This is a genomic window from Variovorax sp. 01T439_2, from assembly GCF_056398445.1.
Genome location: NZ_JBFTPJ010000724.1, coordinates 1 through 3043 on the forward strand (window position 1 = coordinate 1; position 3043 = coordinate 3043).

4 protein-coding genes are annotated in these 3043 nt (G+C 64.5%); all 4 read right to left on the reverse strand.

Annotated features, from left to right (window positions below; all coding sequences use genetic code 11):
• Positions 1-554 (reverse strand): 16S rRNA (cytosine(1402)-N(4))-methyltransferase RsmH (gene rsmH / locus AC1DOC_RS26655; protein WP_478130826.1); only part of this gene is annotated, 554 nt, incomplete at its 3' end.
• A gap of 8 nt (positions 555-562) precedes the next feature.
• Complete coding sequence (gene mraZ / locus AC1DOC_RS26660; RefSeq protein WP_012746060.1) at positions 563-991, reverse strand: division/cell wall cluster transcriptional repressor MraZ; 429 nt, start codon at positions 989-991, stop codon at positions 563-565.
• Between the two features lie 270 nt (positions 992-1261).
• Positions 1262-2590: an ATP-dependent protease ATPase subunit HslU gene (hslU, locus tag AC1DOC_RS26665; protein WP_012746059.1), complete on the reverse strand. Its 1329-nt coding sequence runs from the start codon at positions 2588-2590 to the stop codon at positions 1262-1264.
• A 2-nt stretch (positions 2591-2592) separates the two neighbouring features.
• Positions 2593-3043 (reverse strand): ATP-dependent protease subunit HslV (gene hslV, locus AC1DOC_RS26670; RefSeq protein ID WP_478130827.1); only part of this gene is annotated, 451 nt, incomplete at its 5' end.

Below are 3043 nucleotides of genomic sequence, written 5' to 3' on the forward strand. Positions count from 1 at the left end.
AGCTCGGCCAGTTCGGTGGTGGTTGAAATTGCGCCCCGTTCTTGTCTGCGAGCAACAATCGCCTTTGCAATCTGAACAGCAAACCGTTCTTCGCCATAGTCACGGATCACCTCTGCAATCTGCTGGAGTTCGGCCGTTGCCAGCCAATCGGCCACGCTCTCGCCGCGCGTGGTGTCCATGCGCATGTCGAGCGGACCGTCGAAACGAAAACTGAAACCGCGCACCGGGTTGTCGATTTGCGGCGAACTCACGCCCAGGTCCATCAGCACACCCGCCACGCTGGCATCGGGCAATTCGCCCAGCGAACGGAATCCCTGGTGCCGGATGGAAAAACGCGCATCCGAGATGCGCGCTGCTTCGGCCACCGCTTCCGCATCCTTGTCGAATGCGATCAGCCTGCCTTCCGGTGCCAGCCGCGCGAGGATCGCGCGCGCATGCCCTCCGCGCCCGAAGGTCGCATCCACGTAGGTGCCGGTGGCTGCCGTGCTGCCGGAAAGAAGGGCTTCCACCGCTTCGTTCAGCAAGACGGTCGTATGGGTCCATGGAGTGTTCACGTCGGTCCTCAGAACGCGAAGTCCTGAAACACATCCGGCATCTCGCCCTGGGTGGCCTCGGCCTCCTTGGCCTCGTAGGTCGCCTTGTCCCAGAGCTCGAAGTGGTTGCCCATGCCCAGGAGCAGCGTGTCGCGCACGATGCCCGTGGCGGCACGCAGTTCGGGCGACACCAGGATGCGCCCGGTGCCGTCCATCTCCACGTCCATGGCGTTGCCGAGGAAGACGCGCTTCCACCACTGTGCCGACATCGGCAGCGCGGCGATGCGCTCCCTGAATTTCTCCCACTCGGGACGCGGGAACACCATGAGGCAGCCGTGCGGATGCTTGGTGATCGTGAGCTGGCCGCCCGCCGTGGCGCTCAGGACGTCGCGATGCCGGGTCGGCACGGAGAGCCGCCCCTTGGCATCCAGACTGAGCGATGAAGCGCCTTGAAACACGACCAGAACCCCTGTATTGGGAATGCCGCGGCACCTGAAAGAGGCACCACCCGCACTTTTTCCCACTTAACTGCACTTTTTTGCACTGTAGCAGGAAACACTTCAGACGCAACTGGCCGTTGGTGCTATTTTTTGTAATGGAATCAACGACTTAGCGCCGATTTCCAAACCTGGAAATCGGTGAATTTCGTTGAGAATTAAGCACTTAGCTCACGCAATGAATGTGATGCGTGAAGCGCGGCCGCCGTTACAGGGGCCGCAAAGCGGGCTTCAGAGGATGAAGCGCGAAAGATCTTCGTCGTGACTTAGTGCCGCAAGGCGCTCGTCGACATAGGCGGCATCGATGCGGATGGTCTGCCCCTCGATGCGGGTCGCGTCGAAGCTTACCTCATCCAGCAGACGCTCCATCACGGTCGACAAACGGCGTGCGCCGATGTTCTCGGTGCGCTCGTTGACCTCGTACGCGATGGTGGCCAGGCGGTTCACGCCTTCGGGCGTGAATTCGAGCGTGACGCCTTCGGTGGCGAGCAGCGCCTGGTACTGCTTCACGAGCGAGGCGCGGGTCTGCGTGAGGATGCTCTCGAAATCGGACACCGAGAGCGACTGCAGCTCGACGCGGATCGGAAAGCGCCCCTGCAGTTCGGGGATCAGGTCGCTGGGCTTGCTCAGGTGGAAGGCGCCGCTCGCGATGAAGAGCATGTGGTCGGTGCGCACCACGCCGTACTTGGTACTCACGGCCGTGCCCTCGACCAGCGGCAGCAGGTCGCGCTGCACGCCCTGGCGCGACACGTCGGAGCCCTGGGCCTCGCTGCGCGTGGCGACCTTGTCGATCTCGTCGATGAAGACGATGCCGTTCTGCTCGGCGTTGGTGATGGCCTGCGTGCGGATCTCGTCCTCGTTGACCAGCTTGGCGGCTTCCTCGTCGATCAGGAGGCGCATCGCCTCGGCGATCTTGAGCTTGCGCGTCTTGCGCTTGCCGCCGCCGAGCTGGCCGAACATGCCGCGCAGCTGCTCGGTCATTTCCTCCATGCCGGCCGGACCCATGATCTCGAGCGGCGCGCGGGCTTCGGCCAGGTCGAGCTCGATCTCCTTGTCGTCGAGCTGGTGCTCGCGCAGCTTCTTGCGGAAGGCCTGGCGCGTGGGGTTGGGGCCGTCCAGCGCCGGCGTGGCGCCCTCGGCACCGCGCGCAGGCGGCAGCAGCACGTCGAGGATGCGGTCTTCGGCGGCGTCCTCGGCGCGCGCGCGCACCTTGGCGCTTTCGGCCTCGCGCGTCTGCTTGACGGCGATCTCGGCCAAGTCGCGAACGATCGAATCGACGTCCTTGCCGACATAACCCACCTCGGTGAACTTGGTGGCCTCCACCTTGATGAACGGCGCATCCGCCAGGCGCGCAAGGCGGCGCGCGATCTCGGTCTTGCCCACGCCCGTGGGGCCGATCATGAGGATGTTCTTGGGCGTGATCTCGGTGCGCAGCTTTTCCTCGACCTGCTGGCGGCGCCAGCGGTTGCGCAGCGCAATGGCCACGGCGCGCTTGGCGGCGGGCTGGCCGACGATGTGGTTGTCGAGCTCGGAGACGATTTCCTGCGGGGTCATRGACATGGTCAGAGCGCTTCCACCGTGTGGTTCATATTCGTGTAAATGCAGATTTCACCGGCTATCGCCAGCGATTTGCGCACAATTTGTTCGGCAGTGAGGTCAGTGTTGTCGATCAGCGCCTTGGCGGCGGACTGCGCATAGGCGCCGCCGGAGCCGATGGCGATCACGCCGTCCTCGGGCTCCAGCACGTCGCCGTTGCCGGTGATGATGAGCGAGGTGGTGGCGTCGGCCACGGCCAGCATGGCCTCGAGCTTGCGCAGCACGCGGTCGGTGCGCCAGTCCTTGGTGAGTTCGACGGCGGCGCGCGTGAGGTGCCCCTGGTGCTTTTCGAGCTTGGCCTCGAAGCGCTCGAAGAGCGTGAAGGCGTCGGCCGTGGCGCCGGCAAAGCCCGCGAGCACCTTGCCGTGATAGAGCCGCCGCACCTTGCGCGCGGTGCCCTTGATGACGATGTTGCCG